This window comes from Brevibacillus laterosporus DSM 25 (assembly GCF_002706795.1).
Taxonomy (GTDB): Bacteria; Bacillota; Bacilli; order Brevibacillales; family Brevibacillaceae; genus Brevibacillus_B; species Brevibacillus_B laterosporus.
In genome coordinates this window covers 943,067-968,661 of sequence record NZ_CP017705.1, presented here as the reverse complement: position 1 = coordinate 968,661, position 25,595 = coordinate 943,067, and the positions used below count along the sequence as shown (strand labels likewise).

The following is a 25,595-nucleotide window of genomic DNA, read 5'->3' as shown; positions in this document are numbered from 1 at the left end:
GTGGAATGAAAATCTCGCTTTTCGATACTAGCGATATATGATAAGCTTAGGAAAAAATTCACAAAAAAAAGCAGAAAAACTTTTATTTAACTATTGAAACTTAAGTAAAAATGAGTTATACTTATTTTTGTCAATGAGTAATGCTTATATATGTTATACATAACTTTTTAAGCATAAGGGGCCCTTAGCTCAGTTGGTCAGAGCGGTCGGCTCATAACCGATTGGTCGTAGGTTCGAGTCCTACAGGGCCCACCATATACATATTTCATTCCCAGAAAAAATTTGATCCGGTAGCTCAGCTGGGAGAGCACCATCTTGACAGGGTGGGGGTCGCTGGTTCGAACCCAGTCCGGATCACCATAAAATAAGCGCTAAAACCCTTGAGAAATCAGGGGTTTTTCTTATTTCATCTATTCCCACCCTGACAACATAATCCCTCTTAACCGCCGCTTGACAACATTTTGACAACCTTTATTTAACTAAAGTGTTTTAGGTCGCTTTTGTTTCATCATTTTTTCAAAGTTGTCAGCTGCATCTTTTTGCATATCTGGCATGACATGACTATAAACGTCCATTGTGATACCAACTCGACTATGACCTAATCGTTCAGATACTACTTTTGGATGCTCTCCCAGTTGTAAAAGCATTGTTGCGTGAGTATGTCGTAAATCATGAAATCGTATAGGCGGCAATCCGCATCCTTTGATTAAACGTTCATAATGTCTCAGGAGATTGCGAGGGTCTTGTGGTCTTCCGTCATCATAAGCAACAATCAAATCAAAATCTTGATACCCCTCGCCATATTGTAGCTTGTTTTTATTTTGTCTTGCCTTATGAGCCTTTAACTCATCTATCACAAAGTTAGGTATGGAAATTCTTCTTTTTGCGCTTTTAGTTTTAGGCTCTTGAAAAGTAATTCCTTGTTTAGCAGGTCGGTATAATGTTTGTTGAATGCTTATTTTTGCTTGTTCGAAATCAACGTCCTTCCATCTAAGACCAAGTATCTCCCCGCGTCTCATTCCTGTATATATTGCTAAAACAAAAGCAATAAGGTATTTGTCTTTCCTGGCATAATCTAAGAACTCATTTGCTTGTTCGGGGCTCCATGTAACAATTTCTTTTTGCTCTAGCCGAGGCGGGTCAACATTGTCCATAACATTTTTTGAAATCAGTTGCCATTTCACTGCTTGATTCAATGCTTTTTTTAGTACAGAGTGAAGATATTTAATATAGTCAGCAGAGAGATTTTCTTTTTGAAGATCAGAGAGATATTTAGTCACCTTAATAGGGGTTAACTTATCTAAATCAATCGTACCAAGAACAGGTTTAATGCGACTATTTACAGCTATTTCATGGTTAGCATAAGTAGATGAGCGAAGTTTATTTTTTGCGTAGTTCTCCAGCCAAAATTCCAGATAGCTTCCTAGAGATTGTTTCTTAGAAATAGTTAAATCACCATTTTCATATTTCGTGATCATTTCCGCACAAGCTGCTTCGGCTTCTTTTTTTGTTTTAAATCCGGATTTAGTAATCTGTTTTCGTTTTCCAGTTTCCGAATCAACTCCTAAAGAAATGGCAAATGACCACTTGCTTCCTCGTTTCCTGAAATGCCCCTTCAAAATCTAACTCCCCCTTTTTGAAAAATCAAAAAAAACAATGTAGGCGTATCAAGTCAGATACGCCTATTCATTTTTGTCTGGAACATGCTCGATAATGTCCTCAATCTTGCAATCCAAATGAGTACAGATTTTATCAAGTACTTCTAGTGCTACATATTCGTCCTTGCCCATCTTTGCAACGGTGGAGGCAGAGAGGAAATCCCTTAAATCTCCTTTTTTAATGCCACGGTCAATCATCATCTTAAAAAGCGGCTTATAGGTGAAAGGCAATTTATTAACACCCCCTTTAAAAGGTTTTAAAACCTTTTAAAGTATTCTAAAACAATATTTTGAGTTTGTACATGTTTTTTTGATTTCGCAAACATTTATATTGACATTTCATACTTCGCAGAGATATCATTTGTATTGTGATATAAAAGTATGAGAAATCAAACAAAAGGTTGTGATCGCATTGCTTACTTCTGATAAAATTATTGAGATGGCTAAGCATAGTCATTTCAAATCAAAGGTTCAGCTACGAGAATCAATTCAAGAGCATCTTATGTCTCTTAAAGAGAAATTAGCTCCTTCAACGTTGAGAGTGTTAGATGTAATTAGAAAGCGTTCAATGAACTCCTCACAGGGAACCCTAGGTGTTGCCTATCTCTTAATTGATTCTATATGTAAGATGGCTAAAACGAGCCGTGCGAGCGTTGAAAGAGGCATAAGAAAGCTAGAGCAGGTGGGGATTATCAAACGTATTGCCACAGCTAGAAAAACGGGGCTTCAGGGCGCTAATATGTTTGTCTTTTTACCCTCAAATGACGGGGTTAGATGGAGCGAAAAGATCAACAGTATCAAGCTCAGAGGCTGGCAAAGGCAAGTCTGATACAGGTTTTCTTAATACTCCTAAAAACCAAAAAGAAAAGACCAAAGATAACGTTAAAATAACACGGCTGGAAAAGGATTTCTCAGTTACTCCAAGCTACATCCCGAGAGATTTTGTTAAGGCAATTAAACCAGCATTCCCTCATGGGGCAGTTATAAAGCAGTTTTGGAGTAGAGTAGTGATGTTTAAGCGCATAACAGGCTGGGAAAGAAACGAGAATGTCATGCCTGTTGCCTTAGATGCTTGGGAATACACGAAAAATGAGTATAAACGGGACCAGAAGGAATGGGGGGTAGATAGATTTTTGAAATGCTTCTACGGTACGATGAAGAGGATCGAGGAGAAGAGAACCAAAGAGCTGGTTGCTCAGTGGGCGTAAAAAAGTTATATACTAAATATTCCATTTACTGCTATAATTCACCTTAATACAATAGTTCGGCTCTCAAGGGTAGTCGGCTCACTCTCTTTTATCCCAACAGGGAAGGGGGTGAGAGTATGACGGTATACGAGGCAATTTCATTAATGATAGCGTTTGGATTGTTAATCGTTGCCATACTGTCTTTTCCAAAACGGAAATAGACTTCCCTTGACCTGACCAGTTGGGGAAGTCTATTTTCTAATAGTACTTTGAGCCGACCCTTAGCAGGGACAGACTATTGTATCGACCGTAGGTGTTGGAGCACCTGCGGTCTTTTTATTATACGTATTTACGTTTAGTTTAACACAGAATAGGGCTAAACTAAACTAAATTATTGCTTTTTTAACAAAAAGTTATACAATGGGTGCCATGTATAAGTAAAGGTAAAATCGTTTCGGGTTAATGGTTTGAATTAAATCAAACAAAAACACAATAAATCAATCCAATTAGCGTCAGAATATGGAATTTAACAAATAACTATTCCAAAATTTTCATGGATAGGTCTAGCTTAGAAAGTTAAATTTTGTTAAGATAAAGAAAAATTTAGTGAAAATAAAAAGCAAGCCAACATGCCTGACTGGATTCGCCAATCTAGTCAGGTCTGACCACCGACCACAACTCGGTGAACAGAAGCACTTTTCGTACCCGTCAGCTTACTTGCTATCCATTGTAGCGAGTTTTCAAATTTTTGTCATTAGTTATTATTCAGCTACTGGCAAAAGTGAACTGTGACCCGTAAGATGGACACTTTGAAAAAAGTGACCTTCTTACGGGTCTTTTGTGTTTTAATCAACTTATTAAAATAAAGCGAGGAAAGAATTGTGGGAAAAACAGTTTTCACGGAACAAGAAATGAAATATCTTGAAGCTAACCCTTATGTTCAGCATGTAACGTACAAAAGTATTACTTATGCACCAGCATTTAAGGTAGCAGCTGTCAAAGCGTATCAAGAGGGGCAAACACCTATGGAAATTTTTTGTGGTGCTGGTTTTGACATAGACGTTGTTGGTCATGACAAACCAAAAACATGCTTAAAACGTTGGCGTAATGTGTATCAAATTCATGGAGAGATCGGCCTTTTAGAAGAACAACGTGGAAAGAAAAGTACGAATAGACCCTCGACAACGGAGTTGTCCGTAGAGGAGAAAAGCTTAAACGAGCTGAGGCACGTATCAAGTTTTTAGAGGCGGAGAACGACTTTTTAAAAAAGCTCGACGCGCTCGAAAAGCAGAAGTTGCAGAGGTAACGTTATCCCCCTCCGAGCGCTATCAAATCATTAATCGCACCATACGTCAGTACAATTTGCGTGATGTAACACGATATCTTTGTAAACTTGCATGTGTTAGTGCGAGTGGCTATTACCGTTGGCTTCGTGCGGAGAAAATTCGACAGTTACGAGAGGATGCGGACGAGCATGACATTAAACTTATCAAGAAGCACTTTGACGCTCTTCATGGTAAAGCAGGAGCATTAGTTATTAAGATGCGACTTGAGCGTGAAAGTGGAGTGATCATGAATCATAAAAAGATTCGTCGATTGATGCGAAAGTATAAACTTGTTGCTACCATTCGCCAAGCCAATCCCTATAGAAAATTAGCTAAGGCAACACAAGAGTACCAAACATGTCCCAACCTGTTGCAACGTCAGTTTGATCAGGGAGAACCTGAAAAAGTGCTGCTCACCGATATTACGTATATGTATTACGGTAATGGTCAATGTGCCTACCTGTCGGTAGTCAAGGATGGGGCAACAAAACAGATTTTAGCTCACTATCTTTCTTCATCTTTAAAGCTTCCATTGGTGAGGATTACTTTGAAACGACTGTTCCAACGGCTAGATGGCAACATTCACCCCGAAGCCATTCTACACTCAGACCAAGGTTTGCATTATACCCACTTTAAAACCCGTCGCTTAATCAAGAAAGCAGGCTTTAGGCAGTCCATGTCCCGTAAGGGAAACTGTTGGGATAATGCTTCAATGGAAACCTTTTTTGGTCATATGAAAGACGATTTGGAATATAAGACATGTCAAACGATACAAGAGTTGAGGGATCGAGTAGACAGTTACATTGATTATTACAATTCTGAACGTTACCAGTGGTCATTAAAAAAGATGACCCCTGATGAATTCAGAAGTCATCTTTTAGCTGCCTAGTTAGGTATTCTTTTAAAACTGTCTACAAATAGGGTCACAGTTCATTAAACCGTTGGAGGGCTTTTTTTATTGGTAAACATGTAATTTTACCCATTGCATAATCTCTTCATGATCTAATAAAACAAGAACACACATTCGTATTTAAGGAGATGTTTTCATGGCTAGCAAAATTTTTGATCCACTTGTAACGAAATTCATCTTGCCAGAGCATGTAGAGATGTTACGCCAGCTTCACGAGAATAAGAAACTGATCGAGAAGACCGATTATAAGGATGAGCTAGCCGAGTTTTGTTACAGGATATCTGACTCACGTCAGTATGACTATGCCCTTACAATTAGCTGGTGGAAAGAGACAAAAGAGGGTAGAGGAGTAATTGAATCAGCTTGGGGATGAGTGGAGAAGTTTGATTCAACGTTTAAACAGATCAAGTTAAAGAATGATGAGGATTTCTGGTGGATACCTGTAGAGGATGTAGTGAGTGTGGAACCTAAGTAGAGTATCTTACTATAGATACATTTAATGAAAGAGAAATAGGAATATTACCATAATAAATACTTAAATGTTAAAAAATAAAAATATAAACTAAAAAAACATTTACAAGAAATTATTGTAAATGATATAATTCCAAATGCTAGAAATTGCACTTATTTTTCAGGAGGTAAGTAATGAGTAAAAAGTCCCTGATTTCAGTAACTGTAGCAAGTGTATTATGTTTGAATGCGGTTACACCAGCTTTAGCCGCGGTAGAAAATGTTAACGCTAAGAAAAATATTACCATCGAGCAAGAAGTTTTGGAAAAAATTTCAAACCAACTACAAGACTTTAAAAAAGCAAATGGTTCCGATGATGCTGTAGAGAAAGTTTTTACAGAAATGACTCCAGAGGCTCAGAAAGAATTTTTAGATTTTATTATAAGACAAAAAGAAAATGGTGATTCCGAATTATTTAATTATCATGAAAAAGTTTTTGGAGAAATAACACAGGAGAAAATTGATAAAAAGCGTGTAAAAAGAATGGCTAAAGCAAGCTCTAAAGACGGCCCAATAGATGTATTATCCTATGAGTTGAAAAAATTAGACCTGCCTACGCCAGCCTATTATGCATTTCTTGGAATTGGTGTTAGTATTTCAGCTGCAGCTGCAGATGGACCATTACCTATTGGTGACATCATTGGTATTATTATTGCGGCAGGATCAGGAGCAGTAATTGCATGGTATTGGGACGATATTTCTGATCAATTTGATGATATTGTAAGAGCGTTTAGAAAAGCATTTAATACTATGAAAGGTAAAATTGAAGAGGCTTTCGATTATCTGTATGCTGAAGTAATAATTCACTACGCTGATATTCCTAAGAGATTACTAGGTACAGATTCTGATGGTAATGTAATTGTTGATCTAGATGTATTTACTGATAGAATTGATGGAAGAGAGCGTAGGGAACCAAAGACTGGTTGGACTATAGACAAAGATAAAGGAAGTAAACCTCATGGTGGGAGTGCTTGGAAACTAAAAAATTTCAAAGGAAAACGTGTTGCTACTTTGGATAAAAAAGGAAAAATACTTAGGGAGTAGATTCAAATGAATATTGAGTCAATTATTAATGGACTATGGGATTATAAGTGGGATATTTCGACAGACCCTAGTAAAGATTTAGAGGCTAGTACCTTGTTGCTAGAAAATGATGAACTAGTGTTTTCAAGATTCCCTACCGATATTTATACGCTAGATAGATATCCTTTCCAGATTGTTGATAATAGAAAATTTGAAGAAAGTAATATTTTTTATGAAAAAAGTCTTGAAAATAAAAATTTAGCTGACATTTATAAGAAAGAAGAGGAAAAATTTATACGGGTGTTTCAAATATTGTGGTCAAATAGTTCGGTTTATGTTGAAACTACGCTTCAATATAAAAATATCGAGTCTATAATTGCTGCGGTTTCAGATGAGGCAAAAATAAATCGTATACGTGATCTTCATAAACAACTTAGTAGTAGGAATGAAAACATGTTAGAAATACAAGATTTTATTGATCTTCAATTACTACTTGAATTGGGATTAAGAGAACAGGTTTCCTCTGTATTTATATTTGAAACAATAAAGTTATGTATTTGGTCAAATTATGATTTAAATATGCCCGTTTATTCTGGAAGTAAGTCCAACACAGAGTTATTGCGCTTAATTTGTACTACCGAAGGTTTGTATTTACGTTAAAATCTATTTAGGAATAGTATACAAAAAAACCGCCAAGGTGATTGGTGGTTTTTTTATCACTGACCTACATTTCCTCGCTAAAGCTAGGAGCTAGTGCAAATGTAGGCTGTTTATACGGGAACAGGATACAGAAAACCCTCCAACTTGGAGGGTCCTAGTAAGATTCAAGCATTATATGTAGATGCACTAAGAATTAATATGGTTTGTAAAAATCAACGAAAAATACAATGAATGCGATAGAAGTAACCGAGAAGAAAACGTCCCCTACACAGAACTGTTTTTTGAGTTGCTTTTTGAAGAAAGGCAATAGGCCAATCGAATAACGTTGAGAAATGAATAACAATCCAAAAACGCAGAAAAAGGTACCTATCACGGACACTGTATTCAAAAACATATCCACAGGTTATCATCCTTTCTTCTGTTTCGTGTGAATTTGAGCCAATACATTTCATAGTATATACCAAATAATTATTTTTCAGAAGTGATATTTTGCCTATTATCTGATTCTACAGCTTTTAGAAGCTTGACCAGTTCATCAGGAGCTTTAACATCCAAATGATCCATGTATTTTTTTAACAATAAATCTTGTTGTTCACGAGCTTGTTTTTTATCAAGGAATTCCGATACCTCACGAATAGCGCCATTTAACTTAATTTCAATTGAAGCCATTTTAGTAGATTCAGACAATGGTATTGTGACACCGCCCCCTACAGCGGCTACTATTAGAAAACCGATAATACTGACTATTAACATTTTTCCACCAAAGGTTATCTTGCCTGGTGATTGTACGTTAACCTTTATCTCTACATCTTCAAGGCTAATGTTGAAGCCTTTAGACTCTTTGCTAAATTCCTCAACAAGGTCAATAATCTCACTTCCCATACGGTAGAAATCAGGCATTGGTATTTTGCCTTCTTTCTTAACTTCAAGTACTAAATGAGCTTGATCATCTCTAATGAAAAAAGAGTGAATCAAACGTTCAATAGAATCAGCATAGTTATTGGCTTCGGAAATTGTATGCTGAGCGTGTTGTAGGAGTTGAAACAAATCTTTTTCAACATCCACTTTATTCACGGTGTTCAACCATTTTACGCGTCTTCTTTTTTGATATGGGCACAGGCGTGAATTTTCTTTGAGTTGTTGTTCAGTCACAATTCCTATGTAGGGTGGATCATCAGTGACTTCACCAATTGCTAACTCATTTGAGGAAGGGCCTGTAATAACTACAGCGTCACCAGGTTTAATCAGTTGATGGAAAATACGTAGCATGTTTGCGCTTCGTTTAGAGTTTTGTTTATCTGGATACTCGCTTTTTACTTTACGAGTAAGATCATCTGGTGACAGTGATTCGATATCTTCAAACGTAATTGCATCCCAATTAATTGCAATGAAACCACCAGACTTGTAGTTTTTATAGTATCTACCACCATGTGTTCTAATACCAATATTGTTTCTTTTGCGGGATAACAGGTATAGAATTAAGAACGTTCATTTATGGCACCTCACGAAGTGGATTTTATTACTATATTTTACACTATTCTACAATATCTTTTAAGAATAGAACAGTATTAATATGAGTCGATAGAACTACGAGAGCAGGAGTCTAGTATTTGCAAATAAAAAACCAAAAGAACGGCAATATCCTTTCAGGATAAGCCATTTTATATTTTAAAAGGTTGCCTACAATTATTTATAATCTACACGATAAAGGATTCGACAAAGCTGACATGTAATAACGTAATAATGATTTCTGGTGGATACCTGTAGAGGATGTAGTGAGTGTAGAGAATAAATAATACTTCTATGCTTTAAAAATGAAAACTTAAAAAGCCTTGCATTAATCGCAAGGCTTAATGCTTTTATAGTAGCTCAATATAATGCTTTGCTTCCTGAGTTGTTAATTTAAGTTTATCTTGGACTAGCTTTATTGCCCCAGCCTTTTCCCCACGCAAAATTAACGATCGAACTTCTAAATCTAGTTGATTTTCAATAGATAATTTTCGAGAAATTTCTTTTAATCTTATATTGGTTATTTTTATTGAAGTGTACAGATTTTTAAACAAAATCAAAGTCACTATAAAAAGAGTAGTCGTCCAAATAATGATAGAAACACTATCCATACCATACCTCCTTAAAAAGTAAAAGTGAATCAGTTACGATCCACTTTACTATAATCTGGAAATTGACTCCAGTCTTTAATTGTATATGTGAAAAATCTAATTTTTATATCTATTTAATTTGTTGCAGATTCGAATCTATAGTCACAATCCTGTTTTGCTTTATAAGCTTGCCACACTTTGTACCCTGCTGTTACTGAGCCACCAAGACCTGTGACGATAGCGACAACTGCAGTAGATCCGAGGGTTGCTGGAGCTGCTACAAGCTCGGCTATCACAGCGGCTGTCGTAGCACCAAGTACAGCGTATGCTTCTTTTTGGTAAGATTCCATTGTATCCACGGCATTTCTAAAGTCGACTAAATCGGATTTATTAGAGGAGTTTTCCTTTACTGTTGAACTTTTATCGGGAGTATATATTTTCCACTTAAAGGTTTTTTCGTATCTGGTTATTTTATAGCCATACCCCCACCAGTCGTCTTCTGCTTCTGCAATAACTTTATCTTTAGCTGTCGCGTCTAGGTTAAATTCACTTTTACTAGACTTAAAATGGTTGGAAGGTTGTATTTTAACAGCTTTTTTTCCTTCTTCTTCTATTGTTATCTCATTGTTGACTTTATCATAAATAGCAATTGTGATTTCGTCTCCAGATGTTACTTTGACTTTACGAAACTCTTCATTATCTTCTAAAATCTCAGAAGTAATTTTTTTACCGTCTATGACGATTGATTCAACTGATTTGGTTTGTTGCATTTGCTTAACGTTATTGGTTTCAGATGCATGTGCTATATTCTGAGAGAACAGCATTGCAGTACATAATACGGTTGGAATCAAGATTTTTTTCAAAGTGAAACCTCCTAAATATTTGAAATTGTAGCCACAAATACTATTATATTACATAATTACATATATTTACAAATTGATCATTTAAAAAGTATTTATCGACAAAACCTTTATTTACTCGTCAAAGGATTCGACAAGCCTGATACGGAATAACGGAATAACGGAATAACGGAATAGCGGAGGGATGAGGTTATGATGAAAAGCAGATTGAAGGTGATCTTGGCTGAACGTAATTTGACACAACAAGAGTTAAAAATGAAAATGAAATACCCTGTTGCGAATTCTACTTTAAGCAATATTGTAAACGGGACGATCCCTAAATTAGAGACAGCATCAGATATAGCTCAAGCCTTAGCGATGAAAGTTGAGGATATATGGGTATTTGAATAAGAGTAGCATTCACAAAATAAATTTAAGGTGGACAGGAAATATTTAGTTCGAATGGGAATACACTGTACCATCAAGATTAAGGAGCTGGTGCAGATGTGGATCGTCCACCAACGTATGGCAGAGCTTTGGTTTATCAATAAGACAAGGGAGCTTACTGATTCGGAAATGACAGAAATGAGTCATTGCTTGAGTGCAAACGCTAAAAGAGCTTGGAAGATTGCAAAACTCAAAAACTTATCTTTGATCGCCAGTATGACGAATGATACGGACTGGCAGCACGAGCTATGTTCAAGGATAGAGAAGATAGAGGGGTGAACAAGAAAGTCATCCCTATAGAAAGGGACTGACAACATTGACAACCAAATTGACAACGCACTTAAATAAATCAGGTAAATTTAAATCATCTTAATTACACATAAACCGCACTACAGTAAGGTTAATGCACTTAAATTAACTAGCGTAAAGGCGTTTGACCAAATTGACAGGGTGGGGGTCGCTGGTTCGAACCCAGTCCGGATCACCATAACAGAAACGTTAAAATCCTTGATTATCAAGGCTTTTTTTGATGTGACAGAGTTGTTTAATTTACTAGTACAGGCTCTAAAATACCTGGCAATCAGGGATAGGTTGACTTGGAGACGGATTGGGGACGAAACTTTTTTTGGCTTTTTTTTTGTTTTCTAAAATTCGAGTAATGCATTTTTGGGGACCGATATATTTTGGAGTTTATATCCTGATCTGAAGGCATGCGTTTCTGCTTTCAATTATTCTTAAATTTTCAGATGAGTTAGTATTTAGCACAAGTTATCAAAAATACTTTCTGTTGGAAGTGTAAGATTAATATAAAAGAGGTGTTGGCGAATGGATTACTTTGAAAGAATTCAAAACTCAATTGAATTCATCGAAAAGAATCTACAAGAGGAATTAAATATTACTGAAATTTCCTCGAAATCTTGTTTTTCAGCGTTTCATTTCCAACGAATTTTTCAAGCGATTACAGGTTTTTCTGTACAGGAGTATATAAGAAGCAGAAGACTTTCCGAAGCTGCTATATTACTGAAGGAAACAAGAAAGAATATTTTAGAAATAGCATTTTTTTTTCAATATGGCTCCCAAGAAGCATTTACTCGAGCATTTGTAAACTATTTTGGTTTGACCCCAGCTAAATATCGAAAAGAGCGAACTATTATAAAACAACAACAAAAAATTAACTTTTTGGATTATAAAAATAAGACGAAAGGAAATCTAGTTATGAACAAACCTGAAGTTGTTGTTTTAAACAAGAAACTTATTATTGGTTATGAGTACAAAACCAATTTAAATAACGAAAAATATTTTGAGGAAATCCCTGTGTTTTATATTGATTTTGGAAGGAATGAATATTATTGTCGGATATCGAAGAAAATTTCACCTAATATGTCATATGGTATATCGGCTAATTTTGATGATGAAGGTCATTTTTCTTTTATTGTTGGTGAAGAAGTTAAGGAAATTAATTCAGAATTAGAAAATGGATTTGTGAATTTTGAAATTCCAGAGGGTAAATATGCTAGATTCAAGGTCAATGGAACTACTGATTTAGTTCAAAGTACTAGAAGATATATTTATGGTACATGGCTACTGAACTCTAAATACGAGAGAAGAGATGGACCAGATTTTGAGATTACCGATGTCTTAAACTCAACACTTCCAAATGAAATGAAAATGAAAATATATATACCAATCAAATAATAATGTAGAGAGGGGAGAATAAAATGAACCTTGGAAAGATTTTTGAGGATTTTCCAGTATTGGAGTCTGTACATTTCGTATTGAAAAAAATAGAAGAGGTACATTTACATGAAGTATATAAAATCTACGACAATGACAAAGTATTTAAATATTGTGGGATTATTCCTAAGCATAATTTACAAACTGTAAGAAAGATGATTGATCATTTTGATAGGGATTATCATAAAAAAAGCAGAATCAAATGTGGGATTTTTCAAAAAAGTGAATGTAATAAGTTGGTTGGAATTATTGAATGTATGGATTTTAATCAAAAAGTGAACATGGTATCTATTGGTTACTTTTTGGCAGAGGAATATTGGAGAAAAGGCATTGCAACTGAATCTATTGGGGAGTTAGTAAAATTTTTATTTGAAGAAGCTGATGTTAATAGGATCCAAGCAGAGATCATGCCTGCAAACCAGATTTCAAAGAAAGTCATCTTAAAAAACGGATTTATAAAAGAAGGATTATTAAGACAAGCTTCTTTATGGTCTGGTAAAGGAGTAGTTGATTTAGAAATATACGGCTTACTTAAGGAAGACTACACCAACAATATATACATAAGTAATGAATGATGGGTAGATAGCGGACTATTTAACGAACAAAAAATTGAAAGCTAAGCATCAGATTAGGGAAAAAAATAAACTTGTCGTAAAAAACAGGATTTAATTTAGCATGGACAAAACAAATTAGCTCTTTGATGAAAAAACGTTGGAGGACTAATTTGTTGAGCATTAGCACTTATCTAACCTGTAATTTTACCTATTGCATAATCTTCTCATCATCTAATGAAATAAGAACACGCATTTGGATGAAATCTCAACTGGTCAAGAACAAGGAAGGAAATTACAGCTACAGTATGGTGTTGACTGTAGAACAATGGGAACAAATCCTAAAAATCATTACGATAAATACCCACCGGATTCAGTTGCAAGATAAGGATGTCAACTCGAAAGTACCAATTCAATTGGAAGCCAAATAGCAATCAGCAAGTACCTAAAGCATCGCTTTACTTCCGAGGTGATGCTTTAGCATTATGGGATGTCCAGCCCAAAAGCTGAAGTTTCCATTTTTGATGGAAGATTCATATGGAATGTATTTTCTGCGTGAACAGGGACAATACCAGTACTGCTAGGATTAACCAAGCGAGGTTTTGTATCGAACCGAAAGCTCATGTTCCTACGTGATCTATGTTGTAGGTGAGATGGGCTTTAATATTTATAATTACAAAATTCCTCTAGGAAGACCTAGAGGGTTAAAGTTATTTAAACAACTATAATAATTCCCAAACATGAGACAACCCTCCTTCGTAACGTTGAAGGTTTTTTTAGATAGGTTATAAGTTCACTATGCTGTATAAGTAAGTGATAGTATCATAAGCTGGGAGATACCATAATCCATCGTGAGCATATACTCCAATGGGACGTATGTATTTTGTGGTGTTACCTGATTTCGATTCATACTGAATACGCACATTCTTATTTGCAATCGATGCTTCTAGCACATCAGTTAGATATGGTGCTTCTATGCTTCTTTTTGGATTCCAAAAAGCGATATAAGAGCGCATTTTATCTACTTTTAATTTCGAATCACTTAAAAGCGAATGATATAACTTATGTGCAACAGAATTAATTTCAGTATCAAACGGAAGATTACGATAGTAACGTAAAGATTGAAAAGCAAAAAAGATTGAAACGGCCTCTTCCTCTGTAAATAAAATAGGCGGAAGAATTCGATCCTTTAATACGGTATATCCACCGTTTCGTCCTTGCTCTGCATATATCGGTAGCCCCATATCACTTAAATCCAACAAATATCTATGAATGGTTCGAACTGATATGTTAAATTCGTCAGCTAATTCTTGCGCTGTAAACTTTCTTTTGGTAGTCACAAACATGAGGATATCTAATAAGCGTTTTGCCTTTGACATATTTCTCACCTTCTTGTTTTAAGTGTCAGTAACTGTCATGTTTTAAGGCTAGTATAATACATACCTTATTGTTTCATCGATAAGGGACATTCTCAATAAAAAGGGGGACTAAATATGTCAAGGGAAATTGTTTTGTATATTGCAGCGAGTTTAGATGGTTTTATTGCTAAGGAAGATGAGGATTTACAATGGCTATTTGAAACAGAGGGGGAAGGTGACAATGGCTATTTGGAGATGTATCAATTTATTGATACAGCGATTATGGGGAAAAAAACCTATGATTATGTAAAAGGAATAACAGAAGTGTTTCCGTATTCTGATAAAAAGTGTTATGTGTTTTCCACCTCGGAACAAGGCTCAAATGAAGATGTAGAATTTGTAAACGAAGAAGTAATACATTTCACCAAAAAGCTAAAGGAACAAGAAGGGTCTAAAATATGGATGGTCGGTGGAGCTGCTATACTGGATGCTTTTATGAAAGAAAATCTTATTGATGAATTCATTATTACAGTGACACCTCATATATTGGGCTCTGGTATCCCTTTATTTAAAGAAAATAATCCACAAATAGATTTAATTTTACAGGGAACAAAATGTTTTGGGCAATTTGTACAACTCCATTATAAGGTGAAAACAGTATCACCAAGCATTACATGTAAAATAACGATGCATTGCATGTGGAAACAAGAATACCAGAAAACTCCCTCTTTCGGTTTGTGGCCCGTTAGAGGGAGTTTTCCGTAATGGTTGGTAAACATGTAAAGAACAACATGTCACTAGCCACGACTATGCTCAACAATCCATCAGGATGCTGGACAGTCATGTTTTTTCCTGTTGGAACCTGTCTAGGCTCTCTCATAAATTTATAACCATTTTCTTTAAAAGACGTTGCAAATTCATCCAGAGAATCTACAACAAAGGTAGCTATTGTAGGTAATAAGATTCATTACATTGTATCGATTGGATACTTTTACAATAATTAGTTTTAAGAGAAAGTCACTTTAAAAGGAACCAGAAACACCCAGCAAGAGAAAAAGCTAGAGTAACCAAACAAGCTATACATCAAACTACTTTACCATATGTTTCCTCAAACTAATGATAGCACACGAAGAACTAACCCTAATACCGATGTTCTTTTTACCAGAAGGATGAGGAAACTCTGTGATTTTGTCATTGTACATGCTTGGGCTTTAAGATAAGAATGAAAAAGGAGGAATGAGCAAGCGGATCATAAAACTTTTCGACAACGAAATAGGCAAGCAGTGTGCAATAATGATACAAGAGGATTTGAATTTTGCCCGTCCGCAATGAGCTGTAAGAGATGGTTAAAAAGAGACATAATCGGAGAAATCAAGATTGATATTGATCGTTTGTTTAGGAGGTATGAAGAGTGAAAGCAATTACTATACATCAACCATGGGCTACGCTCATCGCCTTAGGGGAAAAGGAATTCGAAACGCGGAGTTGGCGCACGAAATATCGTGGAGAATTAGCAATCCATGCCGGCAAGAAGGTGGATAAGGAAGCATGTCAGCAGGAACCTTTTCGATCCGTTTTAGCCAAATATGGATTAACCGCAGATAATCTTCCAACTGGAGCTATCGTTGCGACATGCCTGCTTACAGAGTGCTTGCAAGTGCATGCACATGCCGGGTTTTACGCTGTCGCTGGAGATTCAAACCACCAGATAGAGGGAAATGAATACGCTTTTGGATGGTATGAACTAGGACGATTCGCTTGGAAATTGACTAACGTAAAGCAAGTAGAATTAATCTCAGCGAGAGGAAAACAAGGATTATGGAATTGGAATAAATAAAAAAGCTCCCTTTTAATTGTGAAGTGCTCCCCCTGAAGTTCATCGGATAACCTCGGGGCTTTTTCCCATGTCTACTTTAAGGGGTGCACTTCAGTTATCCGTTCGAGGGATTTTCCTAAATAATATAGTTTTAATATTGGAATCTATAACTGTATCCCCTTCTGATATTTCTTGTTCTGACGAATTCGAATAGAGTTTATTTATTAGAAAAATCTTTCGTAGTCCCTCTAATTATTCCGACTTCACCAGAAACATATGTACCTTTATTTGGTTCCCCTTTTTTATTATACGCATATCCAAAACCATAAATGTTTCGATTAATATAGTATTGTTCCTCAAGCCTTTGTCTATACACAAATTATCAACTATAAAAATTCTTATATGGTATTTTTATATATCTTAGTGTCACAAACCGACAGCCTCAGGGTTTATACATAGTGAGAGGAGGCAAACAAGTGGACAAAGTAGAGCTAGAGAATCTGATCGCAGAGATCAAAAACGGTTCTCTTGATAAATTTGAAATCATCATTGATCATTTTCAACAGCCCATTTTTACCTACTGCTATCATATGCTCGGCCACAAACAAGAAGCAGAAGATGCTGTACAGGACGTTTTGTTTAGGGCATATAAGAATTTGGATCGGTATACGTATTCGCTTTCATTTTCTGCATGGCTGTACAAAATCGCCTATAACTATTGTGCGAAACAACTGAAGCGTAGGAAGCTAAATCGCTTGCTACCTTTTTTCTACAACAGGGATCAGGAAGGTCGAAACTATGTGGAGGAAAAAATCGATCACGATTATCTTGGCGAGCCGTTATCTAGCATTTGGAGAAGGCTATCCACGGAGGAGCGAACCCTTCTGATTCTGAGGGTGTTGGAGGGAAAGGATTATAAGGAGATTTCAGAATTGATGAACAAGAATCCCGCCACCTTACGCAAGCAATTTGAGCGGGCTTTGAAAAAATGTAAGCATTACTTTGTCAAAAAAGGAGGGGTGCTCGATGAAGGACAGAGATCCATATAAGCAAATTCAGGAACTGCTTACATCGCAGCCAGTCCCCAAAATTGATGTTAAGAAAAAGCTTATGAATGCGATATATGCAGATCAAAGACAGGAGGAAAAGAAAGTGAAAAAGAAATTAGGCCTATTGTTGACTGTAGGATTACTGGTAGGGGCATCATCCGTGTGGGCGGGCATCCAGACGATTGAACTGAAAAACGATAAGGGTGAAGTAGTCTACGAAGTCACAAAACTAGGTGAATATCAACAAGAACAAATGATGAAAAATTTGCAACCAGAGGTTAAGGAGAAACTCCAAAATCGATCTGAAGAGATTTACAGACAGCTTGATATTGGCGATAAAATTCTCACTGAAATGAAACCTGGATCGGCAGTTGCCATCTATTGGCCTATCACAGAACTTCAAAAGCAAAATCAGTTGAATCCACGTCCTGTTATTGACGTGAAGTCCAAACCATTCACCTTTACAACGTGGAAGAACATGGAGCAAAAAGTAGGGAATCTGTTTAAGTTACCTTCCGAGTTAGGTGACGGCTTTCATTTCACCGAGGGAGAAGCAATCTATTATCCGAGCAAGAAGTATAATGAAGAATTGATGAAAGCAGAACAAGAGAAAACGAAAAAAGAATATATAGTTCAAGAAATTCCGATAACAGATAAGCTTCGTAATGCCGAAGTTGAGTACAAAGGAGAAAAAGGAAGTGTATATGTGGACGTAAGTCTTGTAGAAGACGGAAAATCTAATGGAGGAACTTTTGCCAAGACTTTGGAAAAAGGAATGGTAGGGGATAATGAAGCGGTTTACTCCATCTTTACCTCGAAAAATGAGGACAGCACCCATAGCTTGGATTGGGTAAAAAATGGAACAAAGGTTGAATACTCTCTTAGAGCCAAGATGAATTTAGTTACTAAGGAAGAGTTGTTCAAAATGGCGAAACAGGTGAACCAGGCGAAGTAATAAGAGCAAAGCTCATAATCATCTAGTCTATGTCAGAGGGACTTGCTTATCATTTAGGGTTTGCAACACATAAAAAGTAGAAGAAAGGGCGAAACGTGTCGTTTCGTCTTTTTTCGTTGTATTTTGTAAGCAAAAAAATGTCGTAGGGTGAAGGAATATGTAGATGGAACGAGAACTTCTAATCAATAGGCTGGATTTACCAGTCATAACGAATCAAATAGAGGGGAACGAGGTTCTTGTTTTTACGTGTACATACCATTTTAATAGCTGTTTGTTTCCTGCTTTTACTAATACCTCAATCGTTTGCACAGGCGGCCACCCATGTGGAGGTAACTGTTGATCAACTAAATATTCGCAGTGCTCCAGGTACAACGAACCAGATTGTCGGAACCATCACCAGAGCTACACGGCTACCGATCCTTACAGAGAAAAATGATTGGATACAGGTGGTGAAGCTCGCTAATGGGAAAACAGGCTGGGTACTACATAAGTATGTCAAAAAGCTTGAAATTCCACAGGTGAAATATGTAAAGAGCAACGTAGACATGCTAAATGTCCGGGCTGAGCCGAATGCAACTGCACAAATATTGCAGATCATCGACCAAAACGGTGTATTTTTGCAAATAAAAAAACAAGGGGATTGGGCACAGATCAAGCTATCTGACAATGTCAGCGGCTGGGTAAATGCGCGTTTCTTGACGGAAACCACCGAACCAACCCCAAAACCGATTCCTAATCCAGTACCTGTATCAACACCAGTTCCATCCTTAGCATCTCCTGAACCGGTTGTTCCTTTACCATCTTTTGTTACAGAGAATGGGCAAGTGGCAGGTACAATTGTATTATCGGAAAGCTATGATGTTTATGTTGAGCCAAATGTTTTAAGCACAGTTATTGGTCAGCTACCTGTCAATACAACCATCAACCATTATGGATATACAAATGATTGGTACAAGATCAGCTTTAACGGCACAGACGCTTATATTTTCAAACCAGTGGCTCATGAGGGTGCGGTTCAGGGACAGCCAAGTGATATACCGGGTGCACCTACTCCTAATACAGGACAAGCTGAAGCAATGATTCGCGTGAAAAATCCCGATACTAATCTGCGATCTGGACCTGGAACCAATTATGCTGTCGTCGGGAATGTTCAGCCTGGGCAAGTCTTCCCGGTTGTACAGAGCGAAGGAGACTGGTACGAAATTCAATTAACTGACAATTCGACTGCCTATATTGCTAGCTGGATAGTAGATCGCGTTCAGCCAGGTATTAATCAGCCAGCAAATGTACCCAACACCTCTGGGGTAGAATATAACACTGGCATGATTGGGAATGAAACAGTCTACATCTATCACACACATAACCGTGAGTCATGGCGAAATGTCGCAAGAAATACGAGTGGTAGCTCAGTGGATGATCCCCAAATCAATATCACATTGGTCGGAAAACGGTTGGGTGAGCTGTTGCAGGCGCACGGTATTCAAGCGATGGTGAATCAGGACGACTTTGCCAAAAAACTGGCGGAGCAAAAGAAAAGCTATTCGCTTTCCTATGCGGAATCATACAAAGCGGTAAGCGCAGCGGCAGCAATGAATCCAAGCCTACAATATATTTTTGACATCCATCGGGATAGTGACGAGCCCCGCAGTAAGGTAGCCCTTACCTTGAATGACAAGACGTATTCGCGTATTTTATTTGTCATCGGAACAGCCCACCCGAACTATTTACAAAACAAGAAGCTAGCCGAAAATCTGCATGCCCGTTTGGAAGCCTCGTATCCTGGCTTATCACGGGGAATTATCCTGAAAGGTAAGAACCAAGGGAATGGCGTGTATAATCAGTCTATTTCCGAGGGGAGCCTGCTGCTGGAATTTGGCGGGACTAACAATACATTGGAGGAATGCTACAATACGGCTGAAGCATTTGCCAATGTGCTTGTTACTTATATGTTTGAATCGCAAATTGCGGTAAAGTAAAAGAAGCATTCTTATATAGAAATCACAAGAAAAAATCCTCCAAAGCGGGGATTTTTTCATTTTTATTTCATACTGCTAAAAAAAAATTTTAAAAAGGTGTGACACGATCCGTAGCTCATGGATCAATATATGTGAGCGGACAGAGGAGTAACGCCATGGATTTGGAATTGCATGAAACCAACGAAGCCATCATGGAAAGAATTATGAACGAATATGGAAGGAGAGTCGTACATCTTGTTTATTTAATTGTAAAAAATCGGACATCTGCTGAGGATATTGCGCAGGAGGTATTCGTAAAAGTATATCGTCACCTGCCTTCTTTTCGGGGAGAATCAAGCATTCAAACATGGATTTATCGAATCGCCATAAACGAAGCCAAGAAGCATGTCCGATCCTGGTACGTTAGGAAACATCTTCCCATCTTTGTTTGGGGAATACCTGCATACACAAAAAGAGCAGGATGAGACAGAGCCACTGGTCATGAAGCAAGTGGAACGGAAGGAATTCGTACAGCTCGTACTGAAATTGCCGCTCTCCTACCGTCAAGTCATCGTTCTTCATTATTATCAGGACTTATCCATTGAAGAAGTAGCTCATGTTCTGGAAACCTCCCAAGGAGCTGTGCGAAACAAGCTTTATCGGGGACGAAAAAAACTGAAACAATTGCTTGAGCGGGAGGGATTGTCATGGACATCGATCAAGAATTAAAGGAGTTTCAATATAGTGATAAAGGTCCGATCCTTTCCGAGTTAACATTTACCCAGAAAATGAAAAATCATGTACGGGAGAAAATGATCATGACTTCAAAACCAAAGCGCAGAATCTGGTACTGGACTTCCTCCTTTGCTGGATTATTGATTATCCTGCTGGCACTAACGGGAGTGCCTAGTGCGGACACCATAAAGAATCTGTTTCCTACACTTACTAATACTCCGCGTATCAGTGCCTTTGTGGCATACGGTGATGAAGAGCTGAAAGCCTTTCATGAAAAAGGGTTGACGGTTCCTTATCATGTAAGCAAAACCGATCAAGGAGTGACTGTCACAATAACCGATTTGTTCTTTGACGGACACCAGTTGGCTATTGGGTATCTGGTTCAAATGCCGCCGGAGAAAGATCTCAATAGGGATTTGTTTTCTGATTATCTTGCTGATTTTAAGGAGCTTACTTTGAATGGAATTGGAGAATCTTTTTTTAACGGTGGAAGTAAAGACGTAACACGAATCGGGGACCATTTGTATGCAGGGATTGACTCTACTTATTTAAAAGCAGGGGCACCAAATGATTTTTTACTCCACGCACAGATAGAACGAGTAGGTTTAGTAGGGGGAAGTGGGAAATGGCAGTGGGATCTTGAGTTTAAAATGCCCGAATCTCTAAAAGCCTTGCAACGAACAGTTCCTCCACATTTTGAAAAGGATCGGAACGGATTACAATTTACAGTTGAAAACATCAGGAGAAATGCTACAGGAACAACCTCACGAATTATAGTCAATGGTCCTAGAGAGAAACTGAAGAATCTTCATATCACCTTTTATGACCAATATATGAATAGACGACCACATTCTTTCATGGGTCACTTTTTAAATGACAATACCAAAGAATACGAGTTTATACTTTCTAAACTAAATGGAGAAGAACCATTTATTTACATGAATCCCCGTGTAGTAGTGGAGAAAGAGACAGAGCTAGAGAAGTCAAAAACAAAAGAAAATCCTCCAAAGGATGCAGAGATTGATCTATCACACCCATTACCTTATGTATTGTCCGAACAACAAGGAGACTTTATTCTAAAAAAGGTAGATTTCCTTTCAACAAAAACGGTTATCCATTATGAGGTTAAAAATCCCTTCAATCAATCACGTTTTTTAATAATAAAGGATGAAAAGAATAACGAATACAGAAGTTCACCTGAAATAAGAGAGTTTACTGAGTCTTATTCGTTCATGACAGAATTTCCACCCTTTCCATCTCCAAAAAACTTGAAGCTAGTCATTCCTACAGATGTTATGAACAAAGAAGAGCAAAAGATTCGTGAACAGAATTTAATCAAGATTCCTTTGCTTTAAATGGTACTAGGCATGGTGAATAGTAATTGTCATTCTGATTGGATCAGTACAGCTTACAGGAAGAACCGGTGAGAAAATTCCAGCATACATTCTTCTAATAACCACTTATGATTTATAGACTTGGAGCGGGAGATAGAAAAGTCCTGACGCTAAAATGCTGTCAGGACTTTTTCTGCACTGCTTTTATACGTGAAACATTTATTACATGAAGCCCTCCAATAAAGAAGGGCTCATTTACTCTATTTTCATAAAATTTGGTATGATAGTACTTAGCATGGCTAGAAGAAAGTGAAAGAATCGTTCATACTGCAAATTGGTATTCACAAAAAATTTCAGCCAATGAAAGTTATTAGACTAATGCTCATGGATATATGTGAGTAGAAAGGATGAAAGAGAAAAATGAAGAAGGTTGTTTTGTCACTTTTTGCAACAAGTCTGCTCTTTCATGGACCATTGGCTAGTGGCGTTTATGAAGACCAGTGGGGATTTTCGACTCAAGATGGTGATTATATCAACATAGGAGCAAAAACTGGCCGGGTGTATAGCTTGGTTTTGAGATATAATGATTTTGATTGGCCAGATAAAAAAATATCAGATTCTGAAGTGACGAAAAAGGCAAACATAATTTTAGAAAAAGCTTTTGGAATGAATAGTAATGAATTTACTCCAGCAACCAAAGAAATTAAACATAGATATGGGTCTTATATCATGGAGAAGGAGGATGGAACAGTAGCCTATGTACACATGACAAAAAAAGGTGAAATCCAAAGTATTAGAATAAAGCCTACATATTTCAAACAAGAATAAATAATGGCTAATAACAGCGAAACGTCCGAATTCTCAAATTCGGACGTTTGATTTTACATAATACTATAATCAGGATCAAATTATTTCAAGTTATTATTTTTTAATCCTCTTATAATTTGCTGGAGGTTCAATAATATCACCAGAATATAAACGATAGGTATAAAAATAGAGTTAAGTCCACTATAGTTGTTATAGAAATAGTTGCCTAAGATAATACTCAGAATAATAATGTTGAGTATATAGATTTTAACTGACGATTTTTTTGGATTTTTTCTATTTGTAAAAAATAAAGAAACTAACAGTATTGCAATAACTAAAAACAATCCAATATTCGTTGCGGTTACATTCATTCCAAACAACCCTCCTAATAATGAAGTAAAGCCGCAAATATGCGGCTTTTAAATCCAGTTAATTAACGCCCGTAAATATTAGTTGTAAATCCATCCCACCCAAAATCACAATAGACACCTTTTTTGGTCTTGTTTTTATCTATCTTCTTAGCTATGCTACTAGCGCGTTTGCTAAGTAATTGAGTTGTAAGAGAGAGGAGTTTCGAATAGTATATTTCGGGAACCATAATTAAAGCAATGGAGTAAAAATCATATGCTTCTTCGGCATCCTCTAGTGATTGCTGAAAGTTATCAGCTTGTTTTCTATTTAGAACATAATGCGTACCCCACCAAAAATATTCAAACTCCTCATAAGCATCTTCGGAAGCTTTTACTTTCAATTTGCTAGCGTTTTTAATAATCTGACCATCTTCATCAACTTTAATGACCCCATCTTTAATAAGTTGATTAATTTTTTCGTTAGATTTCACAAAGAATTCATACTCTTCTTCACCCAGTAGCTCTTTTAACTCAGGTTTTAGGTGATAAAATCCATCCTCATCCAAAAATACATTCTCTCTAACAGTTTTCAAATTTTTATTAACAATTGAAAGACCTTTAGTGTCTATTTCTAACTGCTGATGGAGTTAAAGGAGTAGCTAAGCATAGAGCAGGTTACAAGTCCCTCATTAATAATATGTGATAGTTGTTAACTATATTACTTCAATTGTATATATTTGTAAATAACGATGGGGTTATGTAATTATTTTCTAAGAATATCTATAAAAAGAAAAACTCCATTCCCTTATCGAAAAGTCCATGCCTAACAAGATAATTACACTTAATTGCAAATATTGACCTAGTTCAGATATTTATACAGCACCCTCTCTGTCATATGAAAAACGGTATTTTTGCAGAAAATAATTCTTGTCCCTTCCACATTCCTGCTGTTCCTGCCACAATCAATACAGTTGCAATAGAAGTCGTCCATCTTTTTACTGCTTATATTTTAGTCGCTCTCTTGTATTTTGGGTCTTTGATATCAGTTTACTTTTTAGTTTTACTACAATAGACAATTTAGATGAAAAACAAAAGGAAGCAGAGGAAAGAGAATCGGAAAGACAAATGGAAATAGTAAACAACGTCATGGATAAACTGAAGCCGGGTACGGCGGCAGTTGTCTATGTTACTCCTAAGCTATCAGAAAATGGGGGTTCTCTTGAGAATAGTAATTTTGTCTTAACTCATGTGATCCAGCAACCGTTCCATTCTATGAATTTGGCAGAGGTACAAGCAAAAATAGGAGAAAAATTCGTTCTTCTTACTGAACTAGCTGGAGGGTATAAATTCTCAGAGGCTTATGTTGATTATCAAGAAAAGAGAGATTTTAATGCTGACGCACTGAAAGCAGAAGCAGAAAAAAACATGAAAGAGCTAATCGTTAAAGAGCTTCTATTAACGGATGTATTAAAAGAAAGTACTTTCTTTTACAAAGGTGAGAAAGATAAAGTCATGGTTCAAGTCAGAAATGAAGAAGGAGTAGGAGATAAAATTTCGACAGTTGGCAGTTTTGACAAGATGGAGAAGGTGAAAGTCCGAGAAAAATGAAGCTGCGTACCTTTTATGGGATCATGATAAAGTATATAGTCAACAAATTGAATGGTTGAAAAATGGCACGAAGCTGAGCTACAGCGTGATGACGAGGTCCAAGGATGTTACTAAAGAGCAACTTATTAAATAGCAGAAAGCCTTTACGATGCTAAATAAATCAAACTTACTAGTAAAGTTTCATTGCAGCATATAGACAAAGGAACAATTATATGGTGAAGGTTGAAGTCTTTGCGTGCTTGCAAAGGCTTCTTTTTTGTCAATTCTAGCTTTTCGTAAGCTAAATCTTTCGGTTCTAATGGTAGCACGAAGGAAAACCGGAGTTGTAATTTTTCCTGACCTCTAATGACAGTAGTGAGGCCTTGCAGGTCTTTCTTACCTACAAGGCTTCGCTCACCGACTAAGGAATTCAGATTATATAGGTAAAAATCTTGTTTTCCAAGCCAGCTACTGTGGAAATCATTCTGTAGTACACAAGTAGTCCATTAAAGCCTACTTCCAAGCATGATGCTAGTTGAAGAGGGGAAAGTTAACAATTATCTGGGTTAAGAGGATCTGTGCATTCGTAAATACCACCAACTTGGGTAGCTGAGGATGTAGCAAAAACAGAAGTAGAAAGGGAAAGAAGCATAAGAGCAGTAAGTCCCATTACCAACCACTTTTTCATAGAATCACCACCTATTTC

25 protein-coding genes, 2 tRNA genes and 5 pseudogenes are annotated in these 25,595 nt (G+C 36.7%); 24 read left to right on the top strand and 8 right to left on the bottom strand.

The features are described from left to right. Positions 1-178 precede the first annotated feature (178 nt). Both BrL25_RS04595 and BrL25_RS04590 read left to right on the top strand, forming a co-directional pair. A tRNA-Ile gene (locus BrL25_RS04595) sits at positions 179-255 on the top strand. Between the two features lie 29 nt (positions 256-284). Continuing rightward, positions 285-360, top strand: a tRNA-Val gene (locus BrL25_RS04590). Between the two features lie 119 nt (positions 361-479). On the opposite strand, the gene BrL25_RS04585 is transcribed toward BrL25_RS04590, so the two are convergent. Together BrL25_RS04585 and BrL25_RS04580 are read right to left on the bottom strand one after the other, a co-directional pair. Beyond that, the gene (locus BrL25_RS04585) at positions 480-1,619 is read right to left on the bottom strand and encodes a site-specific integrase (RefSeq protein WP_018673124.1); all 1,140 of its coding nucleotides are present in this window, start codon (positions 1,617-1,619) and stop codon (positions 480-482) included. A gap of 63 nt (positions 1,620-1,682) precedes the next feature. Beyond that, the gene (locus BrL25_RS04580; protein WP_018673123.1) at positions 1,683-1,889 is read right to left on the bottom strand and encodes a helix-turn-helix domain-containing protein; all 207 of its coding nucleotides are present in this window, start codon (positions 1,887-1,889) and stop codon (positions 1,683-1,685) included. Positions 1,890-2,070: 181 nt separating this feature from the next. Between BrL25_RS04580 and BrL25_RS24660 the strand changes: the two genes are divergently transcribed. The 8 genes and pseudogenes from BrL25_RS24660 (at position 2,071) to BrL25_RS04555 (ending at position 7,273) form a co-directional block, all read left to right on the top strand. Further along, a complete protein-coding gene (locus BrL25_RS24660) occupies positions 2,071-2,487 on the top strand; it encodes a hypothetical protein (RefSeq protein ID WP_140576873.1) in 417 nt (138 codons plus the stop codon). Beyond that, positions 2,402-2,866: a hypothetical protein gene (locus tag BrL25_RS25100; protein WP_169449959.1), complete on the top strand. Its 465-nt coding sequence runs from the start codon at positions 2,402-2,404 to the stop codon at positions 2,864-2,866. The genes BrL25_RS24660 and BrL25_RS25100 overlap by 86 nt, the downstream gene beginning before the upstream one ends. Before the next feature lie 116 nt (positions 2,867-2,982). Next, positions 2,983-3,066 (top strand): putative holin-like toxin, encoded by an 84-nt coding sequence (locus BrL25_RS26475; protein WP_140576894.1) that lies wholly within the window; start codon positions 2,983-2,985, stop codon positions 3,064-3,066. 660 nt (positions 3,067-3,726) lie between these two features. Then, positions 3,727-4,089 carry a helix-turn-helix domain-containing protein gene (locus tag BrL25_RS25495; protein WP_236848091.1) on the top strand — a complete coding sequence of 121 codons (363 nt, stop codon included), beginning with the start codon at positions 3,727-3,729 and terminating at the stop codon, positions 4,087-4,089. A 79-nt stretch (positions 4,090-4,168) separates the two neighbouring features. Beyond that, positions 4,169-5,059, top strand: a pseudogene (locus tag BrL25_RS04570) (IS3 family transposase); the annotation flags it as partial. A gap of 157 nt (positions 5,060-5,216) precedes the next feature. After that, positions 5,217-5,555, top strand: a pseudogene (locus tag BrL25_RS04565) (YolD-like family protein). Between the two features lie 170 nt (positions 5,556-5,725). After that, positions 5,726-6,634, top strand: coding sequence for a hypothetical protein (locus BrL25_RS25490; protein WP_018671968.1), 909 nt, complete (start codon positions 5,726-5,728; stop codon positions 6,632-6,634). A 6-nt stretch (positions 6,635-6,640) separates the two neighbouring features. Beyond that, positions 6,641-7,273: a hypothetical protein gene (locus BrL25_RS04555; protein ID WP_018671967.1), complete on the top strand. Its 633-nt coding sequence runs from the start codon at positions 6,641-6,643 to the stop codon at positions 7,271-7,273. Between the two features lie 468 nt (positions 7,274-7,741). Here BrL25_RS04555 and BrL25_RS04550 read toward each other — a convergent pair whose 3' ends face one another. The 3 genes from BrL25_RS04550 to BrL25_RS04540 form a co-directional block, all read right to left on the bottom strand. Beyond that, positions 7,742-8,542, bottom strand: a complete 801-nt coding sequence (locus BrL25_RS04550) for a hypothetical protein (protein ID WP_018671966.1) — start codon at positions 8,540-8,542, stop codon at positions 7,742-7,744. A gap of 590 nt (positions 8,543-9,132) precedes the next feature. After that, entirely contained in the window at positions 9,133-9,393 is a 261-nt protein-coding gene (locus BrL25_RS04545) for a hypothetical protein (RefSeq protein WP_018671965.1), read from the bottom strand. A 113-nt stretch (positions 9,394-9,506) separates the two neighbouring features. After that, positions 9,507-10,235 carry a geobacillin-26 family protein gene (locus BrL25_RS04540; protein ID WP_018671964.1) on the bottom strand — a complete coding sequence of 243 codons (729 nt, stop codon included), beginning with the start codon at positions 10,233-10,235 and terminating at the stop codon, positions 9,507-9,509. A 189-nt stretch (positions 10,236-10,424) separates the two neighbouring features. Between BrL25_RS04540 and BrL25_RS04535 the strand changes: the two genes are divergently transcribed. The 5 genes from BrL25_RS04535 to BrL25_RS04515 all read left to right on the top strand — a co-directional run bounded on the left by BrL25_RS04535 (position 10,425) and on the right by BrL25_RS04515 (position 13,374). Beyond that, positions 10,425-10,622, top strand: a complete 198-nt coding sequence (locus BrL25_RS04535) for a helix-turn-helix transcriptional regulator (protein WP_018671963.1) — start codon at positions 10,425-10,427, stop codon at positions 10,620-10,622. A gap of 93 nt (positions 10,623-10,715) precedes the next feature. Then, a complete protein-coding gene (locus BrL25_RS04530) occupies positions 10,716-10,937 on the top strand; it encodes a DUF7667 family protein (protein ID WP_018671962.1) in 222 nt (73 codons plus the stop codon). A gap of 546 nt (positions 10,938-11,483) precedes the next feature. After that, the gene (locus BrL25_RS04525; RefSeq protein WP_018671961.1) at positions 11,484-12,353 is read left to right on the top strand and encodes an AraC family transcriptional regulator; all 870 of its coding nucleotides are present in this window, start codon (positions 11,484-11,486) and stop codon (positions 12,351-12,353) included. Between the two features lie 23 nt (positions 12,354-12,376). Continuing rightward, a complete protein-coding gene (locus BrL25_RS04520; protein ID WP_018671960.1) occupies positions 12,377-12,967 on the top strand; it encodes a GNAT family N-acetyltransferase in 591 nt (196 codons plus the stop codon). Between the two features lie 152 nt (positions 12,968-13,119). Then, positions 13,120-13,374, top strand: a complete 255-nt coding sequence (locus BrL25_RS04515; RefSeq protein WP_018671959.1) for a hypothetical protein — start codon at positions 13,120-13,122, stop codon at positions 13,372-13,374. Between the two features lie 390 nt (positions 13,375-13,764). Here the strand turns inward: BrL25_RS04515 and BrL25_RS04510 are convergent. After that, positions 13,765-14,322 (bottom strand): annotated as a pseudogene (locus BrL25_RS04510) (helix-turn-helix transcriptional regulator); the annotation flags it as partial. A 114-nt stretch (positions 14,323-14,436) separates the two neighbouring features. On the opposite strand from BrL25_RS04510, the pseudogene BrL25_RS04505 reads away from it, so the two are divergent. The 8 genes and pseudogenes from BrL25_RS04505 to BrL25_RS04470 form a co-directional block, all read left to right on the top strand. After that, positions 14,437-14,955, top strand: a pseudogene (locus BrL25_RS04505) (dihydrofolate reductase family protein); the annotation flags it as partial. 757 nt (positions 14,956-15,712) lie between these two features. Continuing rightward, positions 15,713-16,138, top strand: coding sequence for an ASCH domain-containing protein (locus BrL25_RS04500; RefSeq protein WP_018671955.1), 426 nt, complete (start codon positions 15,713-15,715; stop codon positions 16,136-16,138). 455 nt (positions 16,139-16,593) lie between these two features. Continuing rightward, positions 16,594-17,166: an RNA polymerase sigma factor gene (locus tag BrL25_RS04495; protein ID WP_018671954.1), complete on the top strand. Its 573-nt coding sequence runs from the start codon at positions 16,594-16,596 to the stop codon at positions 17,164-17,166. Then, entirely contained in the window at positions 17,144-18,121 is a 978-nt protein-coding gene (locus BrL25_RS04490) for a hypothetical protein (RefSeq protein WP_018671953.1), read from the top strand. The genes BrL25_RS04495 and BrL25_RS04490 overlap by 23 nt, the downstream gene beginning before the upstream one ends. A 236-nt stretch (positions 18,122-18,357) precedes the next feature. Then, the gene (gene spoIIP, locus BrL25_RS04485) at positions 18,358-20,097 is read left to right on the top strand and encodes a stage II sporulation protein P (RefSeq protein WP_018671952.1); all 1,740 of its coding nucleotides are present in this window, start codon (positions 18,358-18,360) and stop codon (positions 20,095-20,097) included. 155 nt (positions 20,098-20,252) lie between these two features. Then, a pseudogene (locus BrL25_RS26470) lies at positions 20,253-20,805 on the top strand (sigma-70 family RNA polymerase sigma factor). Beyond that, positions 20,784-22,166 (top strand): DUF4179 domain-containing protein, encoded by a 1,383-nt coding sequence (locus BrL25_RS04475; RefSeq protein WP_018671951.1) that lies wholly within the window; start codon positions 20,784-20,786, stop codon positions 22,164-22,166. Before BrL25_RS26470 ends, BrL25_RS04475 begins: the two are co-directional and overlap by 22 nt. Positions 22,167-22,565: 399 nt before the next feature. Then, positions 22,566-22,973, top strand: a complete 408-nt coding sequence (locus BrL25_RS04470; RefSeq protein WP_018671950.1) for a hypothetical protein — start codon at positions 22,566-22,568, stop codon at positions 22,971-22,973. A 412-nt stretch (positions 22,974-23,385) separates the two neighbouring features. Here the strand turns inward: BrL25_RS04470 and BrL25_RS04460 are convergent, their stop codons facing one another. Continuing rightward, positions 23,386-23,868: a hypothetical protein gene (locus tag BrL25_RS04460; protein WP_018671948.1), complete on the bottom strand. Its 483-nt coding sequence runs from the start codon at positions 23,866-23,868 to the stop codon at positions 23,386-23,388. Positions 23,869-24,427: 559 nt separating this feature from the next. Here BrL25_RS04460 and BrL25_RS04455 point away from each other — a divergent pair. Continuing rightward, complete coding sequence (locus BrL25_RS04455) at positions 24,428-24,910, top strand: hypothetical protein (RefSeq protein WP_018671947.1); 483 nt, start codon at positions 24,428-24,430, stop codon at positions 24,908-24,910. A 529-nt stretch (positions 24,911-25,439) separates the two neighbouring features. On the opposite strand, the gene BrL25_RS24645 is transcribed toward BrL25_RS04455, so the two are convergent. After that, positions 25,440-25,577, bottom strand: a complete 138-nt coding sequence (locus BrL25_RS24645) for a hypothetical protein (RefSeq protein WP_018671946.1) — start codon at positions 25,575-25,577, stop codon at positions 25,440-25,442. Positions 25,578-25,595: the final 18 nt, after the last annotated feature.

Excerpts from the sequence above, each read along its gene's own strand:
- BrL25_RS26475 (WP_140576894.1), top strand. The coding sequence starts at position 2,983 with ATGACGGTATACGAGGCAATTTCATTAATGATAGCGTTTGGATTGTTA.
- BrL25_RS25490 (WP_018671968.1), top strand. The coding sequence starts at position 5,726 with ATGAGTAAAAAGTCCCTGATTTCAGTAACTGTAGCAAGTGTATTATGT.
- BrL25_RS04555 (WP_018671967.1), top strand. The coding sequence starts at position 6,641 with ATGAATATTGAGTCAATTATTAATGGACTATGGGATTATAAGTGGGAT.
- BrL25_RS04550 (WP_018671966.1), bottom strand. The coding sequence starts at position 8,542 with ATGCTACGTATTTTCCATCAACTGATTAAACCTGGTGACGCTGTAGTT.
- BrL25_RS04545 (WP_018671965.1), bottom strand. The coding sequence starts at position 9,393 with ATGGATAGTGTTTCTATCATTATTTGGACGACTACTCTTTTTATAGTG.
- BrL25_RS04535 (WP_018671963.1), top strand. The coding sequence starts at position 10,425 with ATGATGAAAAGCAGATTGAAGGTGATCTTGGCTGAACGTAATTTGACA.
- BrL25_RS04530 (WP_018671962.1), top strand. The coding sequence starts at position 10,716 with ATGTGGATCGTCCACCAACGTATGGCAGAGCTTTGGTTTATCAATAAG.
- BrL25_RS04525 (WP_018671961.1), top strand. The coding sequence starts at position 11,484 with ATGGATTACTTTGAAAGAATTCAAAACTCAATTGAATTCATCGAAAAG.
- BrL25_RS04520 (WP_018671960.1), top strand. The coding sequence starts at position 12,377 with ATGAACCTTGGAAAGATTTTTGAGGATTTTCCAGTATTGGAGTCTGTA.
- BrL25_RS04490 (WP_018671953.1), top strand. The coding sequence starts at position 17,144 with ATGAAGGACAGAGATCCATATAAGCAAATTCAGGAACTGCTTACATCG.
- BrL25_RS04475 (WP_018671951.1), top strand. The coding sequence starts at position 20,784 with ATGGACATCGATCAAGAATTAAAGGAGTTTCAATATAGTGATAAAGGT.
- BrL25_RS04470 (WP_018671950.1), top strand. The coding sequence starts at position 22,566 with ATGAAGAAGGTTGTTTTGTCACTTTTTGCAACAAGTCTGCTCTTTCAT.
- BrL25_RS04455 (WP_018671947.1), top strand. The coding sequence starts at position 24,428 with ATGGAAATAGTAAACAACGTCATGGATAAACTGAAGCCGGGTACGGCG.
- BrL25_RS24645 (WP_018671946.1), bottom strand. The coding sequence starts at position 25,577 with ATGAAAAAGTGGTTGGTAATGGGACTTACTGCTCTTATGCTTCTTTCC.